The 22,510-nt window shown below is 64.1% G+C and carries 17 protein-coding genes; 9 read left to right on the top strand and 8 right to left on the bottom strand.

Features of this window, described 5'->3' with window-relative positions; genetic code table 11:
* Positions 1–23 precede the first annotated feature (23 nt).
* Positions 24–725, top strand: coding sequence for a GntR family transcriptional regulator (locus CHB88_RS22870; RefSeq protein WP_089401675.1), 702 nt, complete (start codon positions 24–26; stop codon positions 723–725).
* A gap of 51 nt (positions 726–776) precedes the next feature.
* Here CHB88_RS22870 and CHB88_RS22865 read toward each other — a convergent pair whose 3' ends face one another.
* From CHB88_RS22865 to CHB88_RS22855, 3 genes are all read right to left on the bottom strand, one after another.
* Positions 777–2,885: a putative bifunctional diguanylate cyclase/phosphodiesterase gene (locus tag CHB88_RS22865; RefSeq protein WP_089401674.1), complete on the bottom strand. Its 2,109-nt coding sequence runs from the start codon at positions 2,883–2,885 to the stop codon at positions 777–779.
* 212 nt (positions 2,886–3,097) lie between these two features.
* A complete protein-coding gene (locus CHB88_RS22860; protein ID WP_143131446.1) occupies positions 3,098–3,442 on the bottom strand; it encodes a hypothetical protein in 345 nt (114 codons plus the stop codon).
* A gap of 131 nt (positions 3,443–3,573) precedes the next feature.
* A complete protein-coding gene (locus tag CHB88_RS22855) occupies positions 3,574–4,476 on the bottom strand; it encodes a LysR family transcriptional regulator (RefSeq protein ID WP_089401672.1) in 903 nt (300 codons plus the stop codon).
* Between the two features lie 125 nt (positions 4,477–4,601).
* Here CHB88_RS22855 and CHB88_RS22850 point away from each other — a divergent pair, with 125 nt between their 5' ends.
* The 7 genes from CHB88_RS22850 to CHB88_RS22820 all read left to right on the top strand — a co-directional run bounded on the left by CHB88_RS22850 (position 4,602) and on the right by CHB88_RS22820 (position 11,663).
* Complete coding sequence (locus tag CHB88_RS22850; RefSeq protein ID WP_089401671.1) at positions 4,602–5,027, top strand: GlcG/HbpS family heme-binding protein; 426 nt, start codon at positions 4,602–4,604, stop codon at positions 5,025–5,027.
* A gap of 22 nt (positions 5,028–5,049) precedes the next feature.
* Complete coding sequence (locus CHB88_RS22845) at positions 5,050–6,075, top strand: amidohydrolase family protein (protein ID WP_089401670.1); 1,026 nt, start codon at positions 5,050–5,052, stop codon at positions 6,073–6,075.
* Complete coding sequence (locus tag CHB88_RS22840) at positions 6,072–6,977, top strand: VOC family protein (protein WP_089401669.1); 906 nt, start codon at positions 6,072–6,074, stop codon at positions 6,975–6,977. Before CHB88_RS22845 ends, CHB88_RS22840 begins: the two co-directional genes overlap by 4 nt.
* 42 nt (positions 6,978–7,019) lie before the next feature.
* Positions 7,020–7,889, top strand: coding sequence for a fumarylacetoacetate hydrolase family protein (locus CHB88_RS22835; RefSeq protein WP_089401668.1), 870 nt, complete (start codon positions 7,020–7,022; stop codon positions 7,887–7,889).
* Positions 7,890–7,891: 2 nt separating this feature from the next.
* Positions 7,892–9,475: a bifunctional 3-(3-hydroxy-phenyl)propionate/3-hydroxycinnamic acid hydroxylase MhpA gene (mhpA, locus tag CHB88_RS22830; RefSeq protein WP_089401667.1), complete on the top strand. Its 1,584-nt coding sequence runs from the start codon at positions 7,892–7,894 to the stop codon at positions 9,473–9,475.
* Between the two features lie 76 nt (positions 9,476–9,551).
* Entirely contained in the window at positions 9,552–10,541 is a 990-nt protein-coding gene (locus CHB88_RS22825) for a Bug family tripartite tricarboxylate transporter substrate binding protein (protein WP_089401666.1), read from the top strand.
* A 69-nt stretch (positions 10,542–10,610) separates the two neighbouring features.
* Positions 10,611–11,663 (top strand): aromatic ring-hydroxylating oxygenase subunit alpha, encoded by a 1,053-nt coding sequence (locus CHB88_RS22820; protein WP_089401665.1) that lies wholly within the window; start codon positions 10,611–10,613, stop codon positions 11,661–11,663.
* A gap of 110 nt (positions 11,664–11,773) precedes the next feature.
* On the opposite strand, the gene CHB88_RS22815 is transcribed toward CHB88_RS22820, so the two are convergent.
* Positions 11,774–12,568: a hypothetical protein gene (locus tag CHB88_RS22815; RefSeq protein WP_089401664.1), complete on the bottom strand. Its 795-nt coding sequence runs from the start codon at positions 12,566–12,568 to the stop codon at positions 11,774–11,776.
* Positions 12,569–12,855: 287 nt separating this feature from the next.
* Here CHB88_RS22815 and CHB88_RS22810 point away from each other — a divergent pair, with 287 nt between their 5' ends.
* On the top strand, positions 12,856–13,557 hold the full coding sequence (locus CHB88_RS22810; protein ID WP_245845197.1) for a hypothetical protein: 702 nt from the start codon (positions 12,856–12,858) through the stop codon (positions 13,555–13,557).
* 151 nt (positions 13,558–13,708) lie between these two features.
* Here the strand turns inward: CHB88_RS22810 and CHB88_RS22805 are convergent, their stop codons facing one another.
* The 4 genes from CHB88_RS22805 to CHB88_RS22790 form a co-directional block, all read right to left on the bottom strand.
* Positions 13,709–15,478, bottom strand: a complete 1,770-nt coding sequence (locus CHB88_RS22805) for a hypothetical protein (RefSeq protein ID WP_143131445.1) — start codon at positions 15,476–15,478, stop codon at positions 13,709–13,711.
* Between the two features lie 395 nt (positions 15,479–15,873).
* Positions 15,874–17,988, bottom strand: coding sequence for a putative bifunctional diguanylate cyclase/phosphodiesterase (locus CHB88_RS22800; RefSeq protein ID WP_176442621.1), 2,115 nt, complete (start codon positions 17,986–17,988; stop codon positions 15,874–15,876).
* A gap of 200 nt (positions 17,989–18,188) precedes the next feature.
* On the bottom strand, positions 18,189–19,886 hold the full coding sequence (locus tag CHB88_RS22795) for a methyl-accepting chemotaxis protein (protein ID WP_089401661.1): 1,698 nt from the start codon (positions 19,884–19,886) through the stop codon (positions 18,189–18,191).
* 247 nt (positions 19,887–20,133) lie between these two features.
* On the bottom strand, positions 20,134–22,509 hold the full coding sequence (locus CHB88_RS22790; protein ID WP_089401660.1) for a DNA polymerase II: 2,376 nt from the start codon (positions 22,507–22,509) through the stop codon (positions 20,134–20,136).
* Between the last annotated feature and the right edge of the window lies 1 nt (position 22,510).

Raw genomic sequence — 22,510 nt, 5'->3', positions numbered from 1 at the left:
GCCACGAGAGCATTCCCGACCGCATGAACGCCCCCTTCGAATCAGCCGTCCCTTTCAAGCTGGAACGCTCCCGGCTGGTGGCCGCCCAGGTGTACGACCATCTGCGGGACATGATCATCAGCCTGGCGATCAAGCCCGGCGCGGTGCTGGACCGGCAGGAGCTGGCCGCTTACTTCAAGGTGAGCCTGACGCCGATACGCGATGCGCTGCTGAAGCTGGAGGAGGAGCATCTCGTGGCGATCTTTCCGCAGCATGCGACCCGCGTCACGGCCATCGACGTGCAGTCGGCGCACCAGGCGCATTTCCTGCGGCAGGCGGTGGAGCTGGAACTGGTGCATGCCCTGGCGCAGCAGCCGCAGCTGGGTCTGGCGGAGGAATTGCGCGGCCTGATCGCGCGGCAGAAGGCGGCGGCCGACGGCGCCGACTTCGACCGCTTCGTCGCCATGGACCATGCTTTTCACCGCCGCCTCTACAACGCCGGCGGCGTGGACGACCTGTTTGATCTGGTGCGGCATCGCAGCGGCAACCTGGACCGGCTGCGGCGGCTGCATGTGCCCATCCCGGGCAAGACCCAGTCCATCCTCGGCGACCATGCGGCCATCGTGCAAGCCATCGCCGAGGGCGACCCCGCCGCCGCGCAGCAGGCCCTGAGGCGGCATCTTTCCGGCACGCTGGCCGACGTGGCGCGCATCCGCGAGCGGTATCCGGAATATTTGTCAGACTAGATCGTGCAACGCGCCCGGCGCGAAGCCATCACCGGCTCCGGCGACCGCGGCTCACGCCTCCAATTGCGCGGCAGCGGTTACGGTACCCGCCGCATGGCGGTCCAGCAGCGCGACGAAATCCGCGCCGTTCAGCGGCCGCGCCAGCAGATAGCCCTGGGTCTGGTCGCACTTCAGCTCCTTCAGCAGCGCCAGCTGGGCTTCGGTTTCGACGCCCTCGGCCACCACTTCCATGCCGAGCGAATGCGCCAGCCGGATGATGGCAGCGACGATGGCGCCGCCCTTCGCCGTCTCGGTCAGCTTGGCGATGAAGCTGCGGTCCACCTTCATCTGCTGCACGCCGAATTCCTGCAGGTAGCTGAGGCTGGAGTAGCCGGTGCCGAAGTCGTCGATCGCCATTTCGAAGCCGGCCTGCTGCAGCCTGTCGATGGCGCGCCGGGTCTCCTCCGCATTCTGCATCGCCACCGTCTCGGTAATCTCGAACATCAGCATGGCGGGCGGCACCCCATGGCGCTCGGTGATCGCGAGGATGTCTTCCACCACCTGCGGCGAGCGCAGCTGGATCTGTGACAGGTTGATGGCGATGCGCATTGCGCCAGGCCGCACCGCGTCCCAGCTGCGCAGATTGCGGCAAACTTCCTCGATCACCCACTGGCCGACGGTGATGATCTGGCCGGAGCGCTCCGCAATCGGGATGAATTCCGCCGGCGACACCAGTCCGAGCGCCGGATGGCGCCAGCGGATCAGCGCTTCGGCGCCGAGTATGCTGCCGCTGCCGCAATCGAACTTCGGCTGATACTGCAGGAACAGCTCGCCGTTGGTCACGGCGACCGCGAGCCCGCGCTGTATCTCGATGGCGCGCCGCGCGGCGGCATTCATCGATGCCTCGAAGAAGCGGTAATTGTTTCGTCCGCCGGTCTTCACCTGGTACATCGCCGCATCGGCATGCGACACCAGATCATCCACGCTGGTGCCGTCGTCCGGGAAGAGGGCGATGCCGATGCTGGGCGAAACGCGCAGGCCGCCGTTGCCGGCATCGAAGGCGTCGCGGAAGCAGTTGAACAGTTTCTCGCCGATGTGGCTGGCCATGGCCGCATCCGGCATGCCGCCGACCATCACCACGAATTCGTCGCCGCCGAGACGGGCCACGATGTCGTCCTTGCGCACGCATTGCTTCAGGCGCTGCGCCACTCCCTGCAGCAGGCCGTCGCCGGCTGCATGGCCGAGGCTGTCGTTGATGGCCTTGAAGCCGTCCAGGTCGATGAAGAAGAGCGCGAACCGGCCCCCGGTGCGTTCAGCGGAGTCGATCGCATGCTGAACCCTTTCAAACAGAAGCAGGCGGTTCGGCAGGCCGGTGAGCGCATCATGGGTGGCCTGATGCTGCAGTTCCTCATTGACCTTGCGCAGCGACTGCACGAAGGAATTGGTGCGCACTTCCAGCCTGGCGTCGAGCACCGACAGCACCAGGGTGATGGCCAGGATGCTGAAGGTGGCGACGGCGATGGTCACCGCCAGCCAGTTGGGGCTGATGCCGGAAGCCGCGGTGCAGATCGACCCCAGCGGGAAGTTGGCTGCCGCCATGCCGGTGTAGTGCATGCCGGCGATGGCGGCGCCCATCAGCAAGGCTGCGCCGACCCGGCGGCGGTAGATTTTGCCGGCCTGGCGCAGGTGCCGGGAAGAAGCCAGCCACAGGGCGGCGGTCGCCGCGGCCATGGCGATAGCCACCGACAGCAGCAGCAATGCCGGATCGTAGTCAATGCCCGGCGCCATGCGCATCGCCGCCATGCCGGTGTAATGCATGGCGGCGATGCCCAGGCCCATGGCGCAGCCGCTGGCGACCAGTTCCCGCCAGCGCAGGTTGCCCCGGGTGGCCAGATGCAGCGCCGCATAGGACACCAGCACCGCGATCGCCAGCGACAAGGCGGTGATGCCGAGGTCGTAGCCGAGCGGTATCGGCAGGGAAAAGGACAGCATGCCGAGGAAGTGCATGCACCAGATGCCGAAGCCCATGGCCAGCGCGCCGCCGGCCAGCCAGGCATGCCGGTGACGGCGGCTCGACAGGGACGAGATGCGGCCGGCGAGGTCGAGCGTGGTGTAGGACGCCAGGCTGGCGATGAACAGCGAGGCAAGGACGAGCGGGAGACTGTAGGCGGCCTGGAGCATGAAACGGAAAGCGGGCCGATGGCCCGCTTGACGGTTTGATTTGTGAAAAGAAAAGATACAGGGGCGGGCGCGGCGCGGCCAATCACTTTCGAGTTGCGTTCGAAAAAACAAGCAGATTTTTCTGCAATCCGCGTAAATTCGATGCGTGTACGCAACAAATTTATGCTGACGGACTGGGCAGAAACTTGGTAGACGAGGGTGAATTCCCTGTCTTAATTGGGTTCCGTCGTCAGCGGTCGTGACGACCAGAGCCGCCGCCGGTCGCGCAAAAGTCGTATGAAGGCAGCCGACAGCGCCGGATCGTCGATCGCTTCCAGCGCCTGGATGGGCGTGGTGAATACGCCTGCCACCTCGACGCCGTAGCGCAGCACGAAGGCAACGCGCTGGCAGCCGCGGGAGTCCCGCACCATCACCGGCGGCAGCGCTTCCCAGTGACTGCCGCGTTCCAGCAGCCAGCAGCGGAAGCGCTCGATGTTGGCATATCTTTCTTCCAGCGGAAGATAGGGCTCCACGACGGACGGAACCACGTCGATGCACCAGCGCTTCGAAGCCATCATGCCGCCTCCCATTAACCGGGGGAAAGAGGAGCCATCATGGGCCGACCGAATTGGCCAGCATTGATCCTGCTCAAGTGTTAATGCAGCCGTGAGGGCACCGGGTGCGGACAGGCGACGGATGGTGGAGATCGTCAATCGTGGAAGAGATCCCTCACCAGCTTGCGCAGCCAGACATTGGCCGCGTCCGCATGCACCCGCTCATGCCAGTGCTGCTTGAGGTGAAAGGCTGGCGGCTGCAGCGGCGGGTCCACCAGGCGGATCGGCGCCAGGCCGGCGAACACATGGGCGATGTCGCGCGGCACCGTGGCGATCAGGTCCGAGGTGGTGATGATGGTCAGCAGGCTGGCGAAGTGGGCCAGTTCGGCGCGCACGCTGCGCCGGATGTTCTGGCTCTCCAGGAAGCGTTCGTAGAGATGGGTGCGTCCCGCCGGGCGCACCACCGCATGCGATTCCGCCAGGAACTGGTCCAGGGTCGGATGATCCTGGATGCGCGGATGGTCGGCGCGCACCACGCAGACGAAGGAATTGCGGAACAGCCGCTGCTGGTAGAAGCCCGGCTTGGCCAGATCGGGGAAGTAGCCGATGGCCAGATCCGCTTCGCCGGAAGCCAGCGCCTCGCCGGCGCCGGGAGAGGAAATCGCCACCGAATGGATGGTCACGCCGGGCGCATGGCGCTGGTTGTACGCCAGGATCTTCGGCACGAATACCAGTTCGCCGATGTCCGGGGTGATCACGGTGAAGCTGCGCTGGGCCGTGGCGGGATCGAAGGCGGGCTGCAGGAGGATGTCGGCGCGCACCGTTTCCAGAATGCGCTTGACGGGGTCCACCAGCTGCAGGGCGCGGGGCGTGGGCCGCATGCCGTGGCCGGTGCGCACGAACAGCGGATCGCCGAGCTGGGCGCGCAGCTTGGCCAGCGCCGCGCTCATGGCCGGCTGGCTGAGGCCGAGCGCCTGGCCGGCGCGCGTCACGCTCAGGTGCTGGTGCATGGCATCGAACACCACCAGCACGTTCAGGTCGATTTCCGCGATATTCAAGATTTGGATTCGCTTTATAAAAGGAATAGCCTTTTCGAATTATGGTCGCTTGCCTACACTGCGTCAATGCAGTCGGCGCGAGCCCCATCGCGTCGAAGCCACGATAACGATCCGAGGAGACACGCATGGCGAATCTCAGCCTCGCCCAGGCCAACCACATCATCAATGAAGCGCTCGCCGCATCCCAGCGCGCCGGCTACAAGCCGATGGCGGTCGTGGTGATCGACGCCCACGGGAACCTCAAGGCGGTGCAGCGCGAGGACGGCGCCAGCATGTTCCGCGTCGACGTCGCCATGGGCAAGGCCTGGGCGTCGGTGGCGATGGGCGCTTCCAGCCGGGCGCTGGTCAAGCGCGCCGCCGAAAACCCCAACTTCTTCACCGCGCTCGCCTCCACCGGCCAGGGGAGATTCATTCCGCAAACCGGCGCCGTGCTGATCAAGGCGTCCGACGGCGAAATCCTGGGCGCGGTCGGCGCCAGCGGCGGCACCGGCGACGAGGACGAGGCCATCTGCCTCCATGGCGTGCAGGCCGTCGGCCTGAACGCGGGCTGAACGGGAGAAGCGATTGAAAACCATGAAATGCGGCTGCGGCGTGGACATCCATGCCCACGTGGTACCGGAAAACTTCCCCGCCTATCTCGGTTCCAGCGTACCGAAGGATTGGCCGTCGATGGCGCCGGCGCATGAATGCCATCGCCACGTGATGATCTCCGGGAAGGTCTACCGCACGGTGTCGGACAAATGCTGGGATGTGTCCAAGCGCATCGAGGACATGGCCGGCATGGAACTGTCGCTGCAGGCCATCTCGCCGATGCCGGAGCTGCTGTCCTACTGGATGGCCCCGAACGACGCGGCGCAGCTGCTGCGCTACATCAACGAGCAGATGGCGGAGATGGTGGCGCTGTCCGGCGGCAGGCTGTGCGCCTTCGGCGCGCTGCCGCTGCAGGACATGGACCTGGCGCTGGCCGAACTGGATTACGTGATCGACAAGCTCGGCTTCGCCGGCGTGGAGATCGGCAGCAACATCAACGGCAAGCCGATCGGCGCGCCGGAATTTGCGCCCTTCTTCGAGGCGGCGCAGGAAAAGGGCATCGCCGTCTTCGTGCACGCCTTGAAGCCGGCCGGCATGGACCGCCTGGTCGGCCCGGCCCAGCTGCAGCAGGCGCTGGCCTATCCGACCGACGTCGGCTTGGCCGCCGCCTCCTGCCTCACCAGCAACCTGATCGAGCGCTTCCCGAAGCTGCGCATCGCCTTCAGCCATGGCGGCGGCACGCTGGCGATGCTGCTGCCGCGACTGGAGCAGGCGCGCCGCGTGTTCCCGGCGCTGAAGGAGGCGGTCACGCTGTCGCCCACTGAGCAGGCGCGCAAGCTCTACTACGACGCACTGGTATTCGACGCGCCGACGCTGAAGCACCTTGTGTCCACCTTCGGCGCCAGCCAGCTCATCATCGGCACCGACTATCCCTTCGCCTTCCATGACCGCACGCCGGTCGCCAGCATCCTGGCGGCGGAATTCGGCGATGCCGTCAACCAGCAACTGGTGCGGGAAAACGCGCAGCGCTTTCTCGGCCTGAACCTCACCATGGAAACCACAGCATGAACAAACCCCTCGCCAGCGGCCTGCGCGACATCGCCATCGGCGTGACCGATCTCGATGCCGCCGAACGCTTCTATGTCGACACCTGGCACCTGTCGGTGGCCGCCCGCAGCGACGATGCCGTCTACCTGCGCGGCACCGGCCCGCATCATCACATCCTGGCCCTGCATCGCAGCGCCGCGCCGGAGGTGCGCATGGTCACCTTCGATGTCGCATCGGACGAGAACCTGGACATCATCGCCCGCAACGCCGCCGAGCACGGCGGCGCGCTGCTGGCCGAGCGCCATGCCGTGACCGAGCCGGGCGGCGGCACTGCCGTCATCATCCGCGATCCGCAGGACCGGGTGCTGCGCTTCGTGCACGGCGCCGCGCGCCATGCCGACACCGCCGAGAAGAAGGACCACCCGGTGAAGATCACCCATGTGGTGTGCAACAGCGCCGACGTCTCGGTGGCCCAGCGCTTCTTCGAAAACGCGCTCGGCTTCACCCTGTCCGACCGCACCAAGATCATGGCCTTCATGCGCTGCTGCAGCGACCACCACAGCATCGCCCTGGCCGACAGCGACGACAACACGCTCAACCACATCGCCTTTCTCATGCCGGACCTGGATTCGGTCATGCGCGGCGGAGGCCGCATGCGCGACGCCGGCTATCCGATCGAGTGGGGCGTCGGCCGCCACGGCCCGGGCAACAACGTGTTTTCCTACTTCATCGGCCCGGCCGGCTTCGTTGTCGAGTACACCGCCGAGGTGGAGCAGGTAGACGAGAGCTACGTCACCCGCGGTCCCGACGAATGGAAATGGCCGCCGGGCCGGGTCGACCAGTGGGGCGTATCGGCGGCGCCGTCCGACAAGGTCAAGCAGGCGCAGAAAGTCATCCGCTTCGCGGCCCACGGCGGCCAGTAAGCACGCAATCCGGCAGAACACCTATCCAACGAGGAGAAGCACTTGAAATTCGTCACCTTCCGCGCCAACAACGCCACCCGCCTCGGCGTGGTCCAGGACCAGTCCGTCGTCGACCTCAACAAGCTCGTGCCGGAAGTCCCGGCCGACATCCGCGCCGCCCTGAAAGCCGGCGTCGACCTCAATGCCGCCGCCCGCAAGGCGCTGGAACTGGCCACCGACGCCGACCGCCAGCCGCTGGCCAGCCTGCCTTATGCGCCGCTGGTGCCCGAGCCCGGCAAGATCGTCTGCCTCGGCCTGAACTATTTCGACCATGCGAAGGAAGGCGGCCGCGAGAAGCCGGAGTATCCCTGGTTCTTCCTGCGCAGCGCGACTTCGCTGCTGGCCCATGGCGAACAGGCGATCCGCCCGCGCGTGTCCGAGCGCCTGGACTATGAAGCCGAACTCGCCGTGGTGATCGGCAAGCCGGCGCGCCATGTGTCGCAGGACGATGCGCTGAATTATGTGTTCGGCTACACCTGCTTCAACGACATCTCGGTGCGCGACTATCAGAAGCGCACGCCGCAATGGACCATTGGCAAGAACTTCGACAAGACCGGCGGCTTCGGCCCGGTGCTGGTGAGCGCCGACGAACTGCCGCCGGGCGCCGAAGGCCTGCACATCCAGTGCCGCCTGAACGGCAACGTCATGCAGGATGCCAATACCCGCGACATGATCTGGAACGTCAAGGAAACCATCGCCCTGCTGACCGAATGCCTGACGCTGGAGCCGGGCGACGTGATCATCATGGGCACGCCGGCCGGCGTCGGCCAGGCGCGCACGCCGCCGGTCTGGATGAAGCAGGGCGACAAGGTCGAGATCGAAATCGAGAACATCGGCGTGCTGGTCAACACCATCCGGGACGAGGCGGCCTGATCATGAGCGCATCGCTGAACCGGACCAGCTACGACGTCGTCGTCGTCGGCTATGGCCCTTCCGGGGCGGTGGCCGCCGCGCTGCTCGGGCAGGCGGGCGTACGCACCCTGGTGGTGGACAAGCTGCGCGACGTGTACGACAAGCCGCGCGCCATCGCGCTGGACCACGAGATCATGCGGGTGTTCCAGCAGATCGACGTGGTTGACGAGGTCTTGCCCCATACCGAGCCGTTCACGCCGTCGGAGTACTACGGCGTGGACCACCAGCTGATCAAGCGCCTGGCGACGGTGGAACCGCCGTATCCCCTGGGCTATACGCCCTCCATCGTCTTCACCCAGCCGCCGGTGGAGCGCATCCTGCGCCGCCACGTGGAAGCGATGCCTTCCGTCACCGTGGCGCTCGGCCAGGAATTCCTGGCGCTGGAGCAGGACGCCAGCCAGGTCTCGCTCAAGATCAAGGCCGAGGACGGCGAAGTCAGCCAGGTGACGGCGAAATACGTGATCGGCTGCGACGGCGCCTGGAGCGCGGTGCGCAACAGCGTCGGCATCGAGCTGGAAGATTTGCAGTTCGACGAACCGTGGCTGGTGGTGGACGTGCAGGTGAACGAGAAGGGGCTGGCCAAGCTGCCGCAGACCAGCGTGCAGTACTGCGAGCCGGAGCGTCCCTGCACCTACGTCATCGGACCGAAGAACCATCGCCGCTGGGAAATCTCGCTGCTGCCGCACGAGGATCCGAAAGCCATGGCGACCGAGGAAGGCGCCTGGAGCGTGCTCAAGCGCTGGATCACGCCGGACGATGCGCAGCTGTGGCGCCAGGCCAGCTACCGCTTCCATGCGCTGGTGGCGAAGGAGTGGCGCAAGGGACGCGTGTTCATCGCCGGCGACGCCGCCCACCAGCAGCCGCCGTTCCTGGGACAGGGCATGTGCCAGGGCGTACGCGACGTGGTCAACCTGACATGGAAGCTGCGCGAGGCCTTGGCCGGCGGCGCCAGCGAGGCGCTGTTCGACAGCTACGGCGCCGAGCGCGGCCAGCATGTGCGCGCGCTGACCGGCCGCATCAAGGGCATCGGCAGCGTCATCTGCGAGCGCGATCCGGCCAAGGCGCGCGAGCGCGATGCGAAGCTGCTGGCGGAATGCGGCGGCACGGTGAAGACGCAGGCGCGGCAGGACATCATCCCGCCGCTCGAGGCGGGCCTGCTGCATGCCGAGCGCGGCAGCGCCAGCGGCACGCTGTTCCCGCAGCCGCGGGTGCAGGCCAATGGCGAGACGCAGTTGCTCGACGAGGTCGCCGGCCGCGGCTGGCGCGTGGTGACGGCCTGGCCGCTGGCGGACTTGCCGGAAGCGGTGCGCCGCCAGGCAGCGGCGCTCGGCACGCTGGTCAGCATCCATCCCGATGCGCCCGGCACCCAATCCGCCGACGCCCGCACGCTGGAACTGCGGGAAACCCAGGGCGTGATGGCGAAATGGTTCGACCGCCACCAGTGCCTGGCCGCCATCGTGCGCCCCGACCACTATGTGTACGGCGCTACCGGGGACAGGCAGCAGCTCGCGAGCATGATCGAAGCCGCGAGCGCGCGGCAGCAGTGAAGACGACGGCGGGCGTTCGCGTCCGCCACCACCATCCGCGGCGGCCGCAACCGCCCGGGAGAATCAGGAGACAACCATGAACACCATCACCCGCAGGACTTTTCTCGCGCTGACCGCGGCCGGCCTCGCCGCCGGCATGGCGCACGCCCAGCCCCAGGCACAGCCGCAGGACTGGCCGCAGCGTCCGATACGCATCATCGTGTCGCAGCCGCCCGGCGCGGCGCCGGACATCCTGGCCCGCCTGCTGGGCGACAAGATGGCCAAGACCCTCGGCCAGCCGATCATCGTCGAGAACCGACCCGGCTCCGGCAACATCATCGGCGCCCAGGCCGCCGCCCGCGCCACGCCGGACGGCTACACCTATTACCTCGCCACCACCGCGCCGCTGGCGGTCAACCCCTACACCTTCAAGTCCCTGCCCTATGACCCGGTCAAGGACTTCGCGCCGGTCGGCATGGTGGGCGGCAGCTACTTCTACATCGCCGTCAACAACGACGTGCCGGTGAAAACGCTCGAGGAACTGATCGCGCTGGCGAAGTCGCAGCCGGAGAAGATCAGCTTCTCCAGCGACGGCACCAAGGGCTTCGCCGGCATCATGGGCGAATGGATCAACAAGCGCGCCGGCATCAAGATGCTGCATGTGCCGTACACCTCGGCGGCCCAGAGCCTGCAGGAAACCATCGCCGGCCGGACCCAGGTCACCATCCAGGCCACGCCGGTGGCCATGCCCTTCGTCAACCGGGGCGCCATCCGCCCGATCGCCATCACTTCGCCGCAGAAGGTGGAGGGCTTCAACGTGCCGCCGGTGGCGCAGACCCTGCCTGGCGTGCAGATGTTCGGCTGGCTGGCCTTCGTGACGCAGAAGGACGTGCCGGCGCCGATCGTCGCCAAGTTCAACCAGGCGCTGGACAAGGCGCTGAAGGAGCCGGACATGAAGAAGCGCATCGACGAAATGGGCTTCACTTCCGAGGGCGCCGGCACGCCGGCGGCGCTCGGCCAGTACATCAAGGCCGAGTACGAGCGCTGGGGCAAGATCACCAGCGAAATCGGCATGGTCGCCGACTGAGTTCGCGGCTAGTCTTGCGCCCGGAAACCTCCGGGCACGGCCTCATGAATCGAAGAGCTGGAGAAGCAGATGACCTACCTGCGCAATGTCTGGTACGTCGCCGCCTGGGATAAGGAAGTCGGCGCCGATACCCTGTTGAACCGTACGCTGCTGGACGAACCGGTGCTGCTGTTTCGCGACGATGCCGGCACAGTCCAGGCGCTTTCCAACCGCTGCCCGCACCGCTTCGCGCCGCTGCATATGGGCAGGAAGGTGGAAGGCGGGGTGCAATGTCCTTACCATGGCCTGCAGTTCAACGGCCAGGGACAGTGCATCCACAACCCGCAGGGGAACATCCCGAAGGCGGCGGTGGTGAAAAGCTATCCGGTGGTGGAGAAGCACAGCCTGATCTGGCTCTGGATGGGCGACGCGGCCCGCGCCGATGCGGCGCTGATCCCGGACTTTTCCTGCATGGACCCGGAGCGCTCCTATGTCGCCAAGCGCTACCTGCACGTCAAGGCGAACTACGTGCTGGAGACGGACAACATCATGGACCTGTCCCACATCCAGTTCCTGCATCCCGGCACCCTGGGCAGCGGCGCGGTGGCGGATGCGATCACCAGCGTCGAGCAGAAGGGCAACACGGTCTATTCGAACCGCCAGACGGTGGGCGACATCCTGCCCGAGTTCCTCTACAAGCAGCGCCGGCTGCCGGTCGGCCTGCCGGTGGATCGCTGGATCGACGTGCGCTGGGACGCGCCGGCCAGCATGCTGCTCAAGGCCGGTTCGGTCGCCACCGGCCGGCCGCGCAGCGAGGGCGTGGAGAACGATGTCGTCCACCTCTTCACACCCGAGACGGAAAAGACCTCGCATTACTGGTTTTCGGTATGCAATCCGGTATCGATGGGCGAGGAAGGGGCGCAGCGGGCGGAGGAATTCGTGAGCGGCCTGCAGCGGCCGTTCACTCATGAAGACCTGCCGATGCTGGAGGCGCAGCAGGCCATGATCGGCGATGCCGATTTCTGGTCGCTCAAGCCGGTGCTGCTGGCGGGCGACGCCGGCGCGGTGCGGGCGCGCCGCGTGCTGGACAAGCTGATTGCCGATGAACGAAAGGATGCCGAGACTGCCGCACATGCCGCCTGATTCATCGGCGCGACACAAGGGCAACGATTGATGAGCACTTAACGGACTGGTCTCCTCCGTGGTGCATTGCGGGCAGGCCAAGGCAACTTGGCCTGCCCTTTTTTATTCGATCAATCCAGCGATCGCTGGAAGCCCAGCAGCAGCCGCCACAGCGGCGCCTCCCGGTTCAAGCCGGCGCCGACCGAGCCGGAGAGAATGGTCTTCTCGCTCAGCTTCCAGCGCGCGCCGGCTTCGGCGATGTTGAATGCCGAACCCCGTTCGCGCTGCTCCTCGCGGAACAGGCTGCCCGCCACCAGCCAGCGCTCGCTCAGCTTCTTGCTCAGCGCCGCGCCAAATAAATAGCGGTTGCGCCGCTCGTCCTCGCCGGGATTCAGGTTGCGCCGCGCGACCAGATTCACATGCAGCTGCGCCGGCCGATCCCTTTCCTTTGCCACGCCGAGCGACTTGGTGGCGATGCCCTTGACCAGAATCTCGGTGCCGGCATCGCCGGCGCCGTAAGGCCGCTCGAGGCCGACGTCGACGGCGAAGGCCGGCAGGTATCGTCCCTCATCGTTCAGTCGCAGCAGGGCATCGAGCCGCAGTTCGCCTCGGCTGGTGTCGGGCGCATTGCCTAGGCGATAGGGCGCGGCGATCGCCACCTGGAAATTGCGCGCCACCCCGATCTGCAGGCGCGGCGTCAGCTGATATTCGTTGCGGCCCGAGTTCGCTTCCGAAGCGCGCAGCCGCTGATAGCGCAGGCCGCCATTGAGTTCGATGGACCCCGGCTGGCCGGGCGTGGCATCTTCGATCGTCAGCGCGAGTTCTTCTTCCAGGTCCTTGACATCGTCGGCGCTGGCAAAGCCGCTCAGCAAGGCGAGACAGCAGGCGGCGAAAATCCTGTAGCGATGGAAGAGGGCGTTGGGCATGGCCTGATTAGCAAAATGGCAATACTGTCTAGAGAGCATGCATGGCCTGAAAGTTCCAGCAGGCTTCCCGAGCGTCCGCGTGGTGTCGGTTTGCGGGCTTGAGCGGGCGCAAACCGCCGGAAGCAAGGCGGCTGGCCTTGTCCACCCGATGTGGCATAGTAAGAGAAGGTATCCGGCTGGGAGCACCAGCCGCGATGCCGGCGCCGGCGAGTCATGCGGCCGCACCGCCGGGAATGATGAGTCGGCCGCTTGCAGGATCAAGCATTCATCCACCACGAGGAGACAATGTGAAGACCAGCCATCTTCTGCTTGGCGCCGGCGCGCTCGCCGCCATCATCGCCGGTTGCGCTCAATCGCCGCGCGGCAATACCTCCAGCAGTACGAGCAGCGCCAGCAGCACCGGTGCGAACCCGATGAGCTTCTTTGTCACCGGCGCCGGTTCCGGCAACGGCGCCAACCTCGGCGGCCTGTCGGGTGCCGATCAGATCTGCCAGAGCGCCGCCGCCAAGGCCGGCGCCGGGGGACGCACCTGGCGCGCCTATCTCAGCACCCAGGCGACGTCCGGCGCGCAGGCCGTCAATGCCCGCGACCGCATCGGCACCGGCCCCTGGTACAACGCCAAGGGCGAGCTCATCGCGCGCAATGTGGAAGAGCTGCACGGCAACCCGAACATCAACAAGCAGACCGCGCTCACCGAAAGCGGCGCCATGATCAACGGCCGGGGCGACACGCCGAACCGGCACGACATGCTCACCGGCTCCCAACCCGACGGCCGCGCCTTCCCGCCCGACAAGGACATGACCTGCCGTAACTGGACCAGCAGCGGCGAAGGCGCCGCCATGCTCGGCCACCATGACCGCACCGGCCTGTCGGAGGATCCGCCCCAGAAGTCGTGGAACTCGTCGCATGCGTCTCGCGGCGGGTGCGGCCAGGAGGCGTTGAAGGGGACGGGCGGGGATGGGTTGTTTTACTGTTTTGCGGTGCGGTGAAAAATAAAGCTTGCCGCAGCGGAAATGACATCTTGTTGTCAGGTCCCTTATGTAGCCGCGATCCAAAAGGATTTATGAACGCCTGAACGTCGGCGACCGGGGGATTGCGATTCAATGCTGCGGCCAAGCGCAGCATTGAATCGCCAGAGAGTTAATCCTGGTTTTGAATCTTCTTGCGCAAGCTCTCGAATGTTTCATTTTCACTCAAGATTATTCGAGAAAAAGCCCCGTGCGCTTTCTCTGACCATAGCGCTCTTGCCCTTCGGGCCTCGGATTTGAAGCTCTCAAGATTTTGAGAATATTCTAAGCCAGCTTCTCTGTGCCATTGCTTGGCAAGTTCGTATGCTTCCTCAGGTACTCCCGATCCTTTCCACCATGCTGCCAGACCTAGCTTTTCGTCAATCGTCAACTCGTTCCATATTTCTTTCAACTTTTGCTTTAACTCCGCTCTATTCTTCTGGCCTCTTACACGTCTTAACAGCTCCTCTTCAAGACGGAAATACATATAATTACTTTGCGTTTTAACCCTTGTCCTAAACCGCTTCAAAATCGAACTCTCCGGGAGCTTCAATTCGAACAACTTTGTGGCGGATATGGGATTGAGTGACGTTCGCAGTTTATCCAAGCTATCGTCCCGACCAATCAGGCCGGCCTTCCGTGCTTCAAATTCCCAGTTCGCTATCCCGGCTTTAAAGTTAGTGATATAGCTTCGGTACAGCCTAATGCCTTGTAAACCTGCTTGAGAATACCAAGCATTCACAAGGGAACAGCCGGTTTCAGGGTCTTTACCGGTTTGCCACCATGCTGCCAAGCTAAGAAGGTATTCTGGGCTGAGCGAATTCCATATCGCCTGCAATTTTTTTTGGCTTTCAGGATCACCATTCCCTAACTTTTGCTTTAATTTTTTTAGCATGCCGGCCGCTTTAGCTTGGGCGAGTCTTCCTAATTGTTCATTAGAACCCGCTTCTGCAATTTTCACCTTTCGGTTGGAGGGGCCGTCGGGCGAACTTAATGCCGTGGGTTTTGGTGTTCCTGGCGGGACCATGCCTGCGCCAGAACCTCGATCACGCAGTGCAAAGACTACATTGTGGCCAGGGACGCCTCTCAGTAGCTGCTGAACGGCCCAAATTTTGTCATCGTCAGACATTCCTTGTGCGGCCCTAGCAATGTCATCAAGAATATCTGGATTATTGGTGGCATACCGATCCCATTCGGTTTTTTGTTTCTCTGACAATCTACGGCGCACTTCTTCAGAAAATTTCTCTGCTAGATCGGATTGCTCAGCCTTATGCCCAGTCATCAGCTTGTTTAACCCATCCAGCATCTCGAATGTGCGTTTGCTACTTAGTTGAAATATTTTCAGCAAGCCCAAAATCCGAGAAAACTCGGTGAAGGCGGTGTCTCGATTACCGCTTTTGATTGCATCTAGTAGTTTTCGGGAAGCGTTACTGAACTTCTCTTGGTCCCCGTTGCTAAAGCCCTGTATTCTGGCGGTTTCGGCCAATCGCTGGAGTGTGGCGGCAAGCCGGTTCAAGGATGTCAAGCCATTTCCGAGTGTGATCGACCTCTCCATCGCCACCTCTTGATCGTTGGCACCTGGAGGGAATAAGACGTGCGTTCCCAATTCCACTGCTACGCCCACTCCTGTTGAAGAAATGAGACCTCCCTTAATATCCCCTAAATGACTGAGCAGCCCAAGAATCCTCGCACCATTCTTAATTGAAGAATTTTTGATGACATTTTCTGCTACCTTGAGCGTGGCATCTGGAGAAAGGCCATACTTCGCTATTGCTGCGCGAAGCGAGCGTGCAAGTGCTTCATCAGTTCTTTGGTTAGGCATTAACTGAGCAAGCTTTAAGGTCGGCTTGATAGTCGAAGAAGCTGGTGGCGACGGTGCGCGAGAGATGCTTGGAATGGCCATGGCAAATTTGAGGAAGACTAGTTGAAGGAGCTTCCTCCTCAGCAAAGTTCATGCCGGCTGGAAGGAGTTTGCCGATCGAATTTGGCGGTAGAAAATATGGTCTCGGAATCTCAGCAAGTCGCAGCCAAGCTGATCCCAGATTGGTTCGGGTCGAATATGCCGAACAGGACAGTTTCCTAATTCCCAGATAGTTCTCTCTAAAACTAGATTTGGTCGCCGCTGATAAGCTTCGAGAACCCATCCATCGGAAGAGAAAAGATGGCGACCGCCATCGGTTGCAGCTAACGCGCACGGTAATGCTGCTAACAGATGGGCGACTGAGAAAATCAAGGAAGTCCATCTGCACCGGAGGTGAATTCAACGTCTGTAGATTCGGCCGGCGCTAGAACACGTAATTACCGACTGCGTTGCAGCGCCCCAACCGCGCCATCAAACCACTCCTGCACAGGACGCGGGCGGCCGAAGAAGTATCCCTGGATGATGGTGCAGCCGCTTTCGATGAGCAGATCAGCCTGGGCTGCCGTCTCGACGCCTTCCGCCACCACCTGCAGCTGCAGATGATGCGCAATCGATAAAATGGATTGCATGATGGCCTTGTCGCTGGCGTCGTCCGGGAGGTCGCGCACGAAGCTTCGGTCGATCTTCAATTCGTGAATCGGCAGGCGCTTGAGATAGGCGAGGCTGGAGTAGCCCGTGCCGAAGTCGTCGATCGAGAAGCGCACGCCCATCGCCGTCAGCTCCCGCATCCGTGCCGCGGTTTCTTCCAGATTTTCGATCAGCAAGCCTTCCGTAACCTCGAAGATGAGCCGTCCCGAGGGAGCGCCCGTCTGCTGGAGCATGCTTCGCACGCCGTCCACGAACGCGACATGCCTGAACTGACGCGGACTGACATTCACGGAAACCGTCCGCTCGATGCCTGCCTCCTGCAGCTGCGCCAGCAATCGGCAGGCCTGTTCGACGACCCACGCACCCAGTGGAATGATGTCGCCCGTCGCTTCGGCAATCGGAATGAAGTGCAGCGGAGAGATGCTGCCATGCACTGGATGAGTCCATCGCAGGAGCAGCTCGCAGCCGATTTCATTGCCAAGGCGGTCCACCTGGGGTTGTGCGTATAGCTCGAAGAGCCGGCCGGCTACCGATTCCTTCAATGCGTGTTCGATTGCCAGGCGCTGCTCGGCCTCGGCGTGCATCGTCTGTTCGAAGAAGGCTGTCCCGCTGCCACCGTTGCTCTTGGCGCGATACATGGCCGTATCGGCTTCTCGCAGCAGGTCATCTGCCGTGCAGCCGCTTTGCGGAAACAAGGTGATGCCGATGCTCGCGCCGGACGAGTAGGTCGCGCCATTGATGAGAAAAGGCAGCGACAGCGCGGAATGAATCCGTTCAGCGACGCCCAGCGCCTTGTGCCAGCCCTTGTCGATGTCCACTTCCAGATTGGTCACCAGAACGACGAACTCGTCGCCGCCGAGGCGGGCGACGGTGTCCCCGGTGCGCAGGAGAATGCTGAGGCGCTGCGCGACCTGCATCAGGAGGGCATCGCCCACCGCATGCCCGCGGGCGTCATTGATCTGCTTGAAATCGTCCAGGTCGATGAACAGCAGCGCGCCGGTCTGGGCGGAGCGCGTGGCCGCTGCCAGTGCTTGCGTGATGCGGTCCATGAGCAGGCGCCGGTTCGGCAGCCCGGTCATCGTGTCGTAGTAGGCAAGCCGGTGCATTTCTTCGTCCGCCTGCTTGCGCTCAGTGATGTCGAGGTGCGTGCCGGTCACCCGCACCGGGCTGCCGTCCTCGGCCCGCTCGACCACCGCCCCCTTGTCGAGTATCCATACCCAATGCCCGGCCGCATGCCGCGCGCGCACCTCGACTTCGAAATACTGGCCCGAAGGGTTCAGGATCACCTCGTCGATGATCTTTTCCAGCTTCGCCATGTCTTCGGGATGCACGCATGCCGCCCAGGTATCAAGCGTTACCGCGTCCGTGTCGAGCGGTATGCCGAGCATCGCCTTCCAGCGATCGTTGACGGTCAGCAGGCCGGTTGTCACATACCAGTCCCACAATCCGAGGCTGCCGCCCTGCAGTGCGAGTTTCAGGCGCTGCTCGCTCTGGCGCAGCGCCTGCTCTGCGTAAATGCGTTCGGATACATCGCGCTGCGTGCCGATGAAATGCGTGACCCTACTTCCGTTCGCCTGGGCGCTCAGCGGCGCCAGCGAGCATTCGTTCCAGAACGGCGTTCCATCCTTCCGGTAATTCAGGATGATGGCGCTGAATTCCTGTTGAGCGTCGAGCGCCCCGCGCAGGGCCTGCACCGTCGAGCGGTCGGTCAGCGGACCTTGCAGGAACCGGCAGTTCCTGCCGAATATCTCCTGTTCCGAATAGCCGGTGATGGCCAGGAACGCGGCGTTCGCAAACAGGATCAGGCCGTCGACATCGGTAATGATTATTCCTTGCGGAACGACGCTCAGTATTTCCGTATTGATGGAAAACGGAAGGGGAACGGACTTCAGGTCGGAAGGCAACATGGCAATCCTTGCAGAGAACGTTCAAATCGATCGTGTGTTCGAAAAGCGCATCTCCCTGGAACTGGGGGAATCGAGAGCCGGACGCGGCAGCGGATGCCAGGCTCCGGCGCAAGCTTCATCCGCAGGCGCCCTGGTGCCGCGGCCGTTCGAAATTGCCCGCAGGTGCCACGGACAAGAGATTCCATGATCCTGCCGCATCAGCCGTGGCGGACCGAGAGCGGAAGCTTGCCCACGCCCGCCAATCGCGGCGAGCGGGTCCGACCGATTGCCTTGGGTACCCTTGCCGCTGCCTGCCCGACGCTGGCCGGCGCTTGCGGGGCGACATAAGCTGCCTGGGCTTCGGTCTCGACAGCGCCTGTCTCATCAAGCTTGAATACAGCGACCGACTGCGCCAGCCTCGACGCCTGATCCTGCATCGATCTGGAAGCGGACGCCGCCTGTTCCACCAGGGCCGCATTCTGCTGCGTGGTCTGGTCCATCTGCGTCACGACCTGGTTGATCTGTTCGATCCCTGCCGTCTGCTCGGCGCTGGCGGCGCTGATCTCGGCCATGATGTCGGTCACGCTCCGCACGCTCGCGACGATTTCATGCATCGTCTTGCCGGCATCGCTGACCAGCCGGCTGCCCGTCTGCACCTTGTCGACCGAGTCGCCGATGAGCGCCTTGATTTCCTTGGCGGCGCTGGCCGAGCGCTGGGCCAGCGTGCGCACTTCAGTAGCCACGACTGCGAAGCCTCTGCCCTGTTCGCCGGCGCGCGCCGCCTCGACCGCCGCGTTCAGCGCCAGGATATTGGTCTGAAAGGCGATGCCGTCGATGACGCTGATGATGTCGGCGATCTTGGCAGCCGAGGCGTTGATGGCATCCATCGTGAGCACTACCTGGTCGATCACCTGGCCGCCTTTGGACGCCACCTCGGAAGCCGTCGCCGCCAGCGCATTTGCCTGCCGCGCGTTGTCCGCATTCTGCTTGACCGTGGAGGTCATCTCTTCCATCGAGGAGGCGGTTTCCTCCAGCGACGCAGCCTGCTGCTCGGTGCGCGCGGACAGGTCCTGGTTGCCGGCCGCGACCTGCGACGATGCCGTGGCGATGCGCTCGGTTCCGCCCCGCACTTCGGTCACGATGCGCGCGAGGTTGCCGTTCATGTCCTGCAGCGCCTGCAAGAGCTGGCCGGTCTCGTCGCTCGACTCCACCTCCACGCGCGCGGTGAGGTCGCCCACCGATACCTGCTTGGCGAAGGCGACCGCGCTGCTGATCGGCGCGGTGATGCTGCGCGACAGGATCAAGGCCAGTCCGACGCCGAACGCCAGCGCCAACGCTGCGGCCAGCACGATCAGGTTGCGGGATTGGGCGATGATGTCGTGCACCGCCGCTGCCGCGCCGGCCATTTCCTGTTCGGCCTGATTGATGACCACATCCATGTCGGCCACGATCTGCCTGCGCAGCGGGCTGCATTCATTGACGAGGAACTCGCCAAACTCCTTCATCTGGCCAGTTTCCCGGTATTTGCGCGGGCGCTTGAGTTCCTCGGCCATCTGGTCGAGGCCTTTCTGAACCTTGGCAAAATCGGCGCTGCCGCTGAAGTGCGGCGCCGCCTGCTTGAGCGCTTCGAGGAAGAGGGCGCGTTGCTGGTCGACGATCGCCAGCTCCTTGCGCGCATCGTCGTCCTTGAAGAACACATACGCATTGCGGGCCGCAATGCCGGTCTGCGCCAGCGCTTCGCGGGCCTGGTAAAGCCGCTCGAGCCGGTCGGAAAACACCTTGTCCTCATGCGCCACACGCCGGTCGATGCCTTGCATCTGGCTCAAGGCGAACGCGGACAGCGCAATCATCATTGCAATCAGCAGCGCAAAGCCTATGGTCAGCCGCGTGCGAATTCTCAGGTCTCTCAGTTTCATGTCCTCTCCGATCCCATGAATTTTTCGTTAATGCCAAACTGCCGACCACTATCCGCCGCGTTGGCTGGTGCTGGAGCAGCTCATCCGCAAGATCGTGGGAACTGGTCGTGCATCCATCGTACCCCCACGCCTTGCAGAGACAAGTCATCGTTAAACGGTATTTATGTAGGCGTTCGACTACAGCGGGGGATTGCGCGGCGGGCCGATTCAGGCGCGGGAGGTACCAAACAATGGGGAGAAAACGGGCTCAGAACAGAATGTGCTGGCGGCTGGTCAACGCAGTGAAGTCTTCGTCGAGAAAAGGCAGGATCGCATCCGCCACCGGCTGCAGCTGGCGCGTCAGGTAGTGCTGGTAATCGATCGGCGAGCGGCGAGTTTCCAGCGGCTCCGGACCGGCCACCGTCATCAGGTAGCGTATCCAGCCGCCGTTCTGGTACTGCAAAGGCCGGCCCTCGCGCCGGTTGTAGTCGTCGGCGGCGCGGGCGGCGCGCGCATGCGGCGGCACGTTGCGCTGGTAGTCGTCGAGCGGGCGGCGCAGCCGCTTGCGATAGACCAGCAAAGCGTCGAACTCGCCGGCGAGGGTGCGCCCGACATACTCGCGCACATAATCGCGGTACGGCTCGCCCTGGAAGATGCGCATGTAGAGCTCCTGCTGGAAGCGCTGCGCCAGCGGCGTCCAGTCGGTGCGCGCCGATTCCAGGCCCTTGAAGACGATGCCGTCCCGGCCCTGCGCATCGGTCACCAGGCCGGCATAGCGCTTCTTGCTGCCTTCCTCTGAACCGCGGACGGTGGGCATCAGGAAACGCCGGTAATGGGTGTCGATCTCGAGTTCGAGCGCGCTCTCCAGTCCGTATTCGCTGCGCAGATGGTCGCGCCACCAGGCGTTGATGCCATCCACCAGCGACCGGCCCACCGCCATCGCGCTCGCCTCGTCATGCGGCCGCTTCAGCCAAACGAAGGTGGAGTCGGTGTCGCCGTAGATCACGGGATAGCCCTCGGCCTCGATCAACTCCCGCGTGCGATGCATGATCTCGTGCCCGCGCAGGGTGATGGAGGAGGCCAGGCGCGGGTCGAAGAAGCGGCAGCCGCTGGAGCCGAGCACGCCGTAAAAGGCATTCATGATGATCTTCAGGGCCTGCGACAGCGCCGCGTTGCCGTCGCGCTTGGCCGCCTCGCGCCCCTGCCATACCCGATCGACGATGGCCGGCAGGCAGTGATGCTCACGCGAGAAGCGGGCGCCGCGGAAGCCCGGCACCGATGCCTGCGGGTCGGTGACGGCAGCGCCTTCGATCAGGCCGACCGGATCGATCAGGAAGGTGCGGATGATGGATGGATAGAGGCTCTTGTAGTCCAGCACCAGCACCGAGTCGTACAGGCCGGAGCGCGAATCCATCACGAAGCCGCCCGGGCTGTTCTCGCCGATAACGTCGCCGAGATTGGGGGCGACATAGCCCTTGCGGTGCATGAGCGGCATGTACAGGTGTTCGAAGGCGGCCACCGAGCCGCCGCTGCGGTCGGCCGCCAGCCCGGTGACGCTGGCCCGCTCCAGCAGGAAGTCGATGAGGCCGGTCTTCTCGAAGATGCGGGTGACCAGTTCGCAATCCTTCAGGTTGTAGCGCGCCAGCGCCGGCTTGTCCTTGGCGAAGCGGCGTTCGATCTCCGCCAGCCGGTGATAGGGATCGTCGATGGCCTTGCCTTCGCCCAGCAGGCTCTGCGCCACGCTCTCCAGGCTGAAGGAGGGGAAGGTCCAGGTGGCCGACTTCAGCGCCTCGATGCCGTCGACCAGCAGCCGGCCCGCCGCGCAGGCGAAGAAGTGCTGGCCATTGACGTGCTCGCGCCATTCCAGCGCGCTGCCGTCCCGCCCGACGCGCAGCGGCAGCCCGAGGCGGTCGGCATGCTGCTGCAGCACCCGCAGGTCGAACTGCACCAGGTTCCAGCCGATCACCATATCCGGATCGAACCGCGCCAGCCAGTCGTTCAATCGCGCCAGCATCTCGGCGACGCTGGCGCAGTAGACGAGTTCGAAGTCGATGTCGCCCGCCGTTCCGTTGGGCGGGCCGAGCATGAACACATCGCGCCGGCCGCAGCCTTCGAGCGCGATCGAATACAGCTCGCCAGCCGGGCTGGTCTCGATGTCGAGCGACACCGGGCGCAGGCGAGGGCGGTAGCCGCCATCCGGCTTCAGCATGCCTGCCGTCAGCAGGCGGCCATGCGGGCCGTCCGCGCCGGCCGTGCCGGCAAACCGGACCGGCGCGGTGATGAAGCGCTCCATCAGGTAGCGCTCCGGCGGGCGCACGTCGGCTTCGTAGATGTCGATGTTCTGTTCGCGCAGGCGCTTTTCCAGCTTCAGCAGATGGCGATACTGCTTGCAGTACAGGCCGAGCACCGGGCGGCGGCGGAAGTCGCTCAGCGTCAGCGGCCGCAGTTCGACGCCGCGCTCGCCGCGCAGCAGCGCTTCCGCCCGTTCGCGCTGTTCCAGCGGGATGAAGGCCACCGACGTTTGCGGCGGGATGCGGACGCGACGCGGCCCGCCGTCGGTCGCCAGCCAAAAATCGATCTCGGTTCCGGCAGGCGTATCGCGCCAGTGGCGGGTCAGGAGAAATCCCTGTTCGTATGCTGTCAAG

The sequence above is a fragment of the Noviherbaspirillum humi genome (assembly GCF_900188095.1).
GTDB lineage: Bacteria > Pseudomonadota > Gammaproteobacteria > Burkholderiales > Burkholderiaceae_D > Noviherbaspirillum > Noviherbaspirillum humi.
The sequence above is the reverse complement of the archived record's forward strand: the minus strand, read 5'-3'. Positions and strand labels throughout refer to the sequence as shown.